Source organism: Clavibacter lycopersici (assembly GCF_003576405.1).
GTDB lineage: Bacteria > Actinomycetota > Actinomycetes > Actinomycetales > Microbacteriaceae > Clavibacter > Clavibacter lycopersici.
Genome location: NZ_QWGT01000407.1, coordinates 1 through 1,237 on the forward strand (window position 1 = coordinate 1; position 1,237 = coordinate 1,237).

At 78.4% G+C, this 1,237-nt stretch carries 1 protein-coding gene and 1 pseudogene; one reads left to right on the forward strand and one right to left on the reverse strand.

Going from position 1 to position 1,237, the window contains the following annotated elements; all coding sequences use genetic code 11:
• Window positions 1–344 (reverse strand): annotated as a pseudogene (locus tag DZG00_RS15545) (hypothetical protein); the annotation flags it as partial.
• Between the two features lie 220 nt (window positions 345–564).
• Here DZG00_RS15545 and aroQ point away from each other — a divergent pair.
• A complete protein-coding gene (gene aroQ, locus DZG00_RS15550) occupies window positions 565–1,155 on the forward strand; it encodes a gamma subclass chorismate mutase AroQ (RefSeq protein ID WP_119455823.1) in 591 nt (196 codons plus the stop codon).
• The last annotated feature ends 82 nt before the right edge of the window (window positions 1,156–1,237 follow it).

The following is a 1,237-nucleotide window of genomic DNA, read 5'->3' on the forward strand; positions in this document are numbered from 1 at the left end:
AGCCAGGATCCGCGCCGCGGGAGCCGCGAGCGCAGCGCGCGGCCGGCGGCGCCCGCGATGCCGCCGCCCACGAGGATCACCCCGGCCAGCAGCCCCGCGGTGTACTGGTTGAACGGCAGCAGCGCGATGGGCATGTCGGCCGCGGACGTCACGTCCTCCGCCCACAGGTTCTGCAGCGGCAGGCGCAGCCCGGAGAGGATCCACGGCAGCAGCCCGAGCACCGCGGAGGCGATGCCGACGGCCAGGGCGAGGAGCGCGCCGCGGATCCCGGGGATCGCGCGGGAGGCCCGCGGGTCGGGGGCGGCGGCGGTTGCGGGCGCGGGCGCGGTGTCGGGCGTGGTCATCCGCCCACGCTAGCGACGGGCCGGTCGCGGCCGCCCGCCCCCGATCGGGCCGGCCTGTGGACTCCGGGATCCGCCCGGGCGTGCCGTCTGCCTATGCTCGCGGCGACCCGACCGACCCGACCTACCTGCTCGTCGCACGACCCCACCTCGCCCGCTCCCGCTCCGCCCGCTCCCGCTCCGCCCGCTCCCGCTCCGCCCGCTCCTGAAGAACGGATCCGCCATGCCCCGCCGCGCCCTCCTCGCCACGTCCGCGTTCGCCGTCACCCTCGCCGCCGTCCTCGGCGCCGCCGCGCCGGCGCAGGCGTGCCCGCGCGATCCGGCGGAGCAGCAGGCGGTCACCGCCGTGGCGTCCGCCGCGCTCGACCGCCTCGAGATCGCCGACGACGTGGCCGCGTCGAAGTGGCTGTCGGGCAAGGCGGTCGCCGATCCCGCGCGCGAGCAGGCCGTCGTCGACGCCACGACCGCCGCCGCGAAGGCCGACGGGGTCGACCCGGTCGCCGCCGAGCGCATCATCCGCGCGCAGATCACGGCGAGCAAGCAGGTGCAGTACGCGCTCATCGCCCGCTGGCACGCGCACCCCGACGAGGCGCCCGCCACCGCGCCCGACCTCACCACGAGCGTCCGTCCGCGCATCAACGCGGTTGACGCCCGCCTCGTCCCCGCCATCGGCGCGGCGCGCACGGCGCTCGACGACCAGGCGTGCGGCCACCTCGTGACGGATGCCCGCGGCGAGCTCGGCCGCGGCCTCGACGACGCCCACCGCAAGGCCTTCCGCACGGCCCTCGCGACCGTCTGCACGCCGGAGTCCTGAGCCGGCCCCCGACCCGGTCGGGCCAGCTGCCCCGATCGCGCTGGCCCGGCCGACCCACCCACACGCGCGCGTCCGCCCTCCG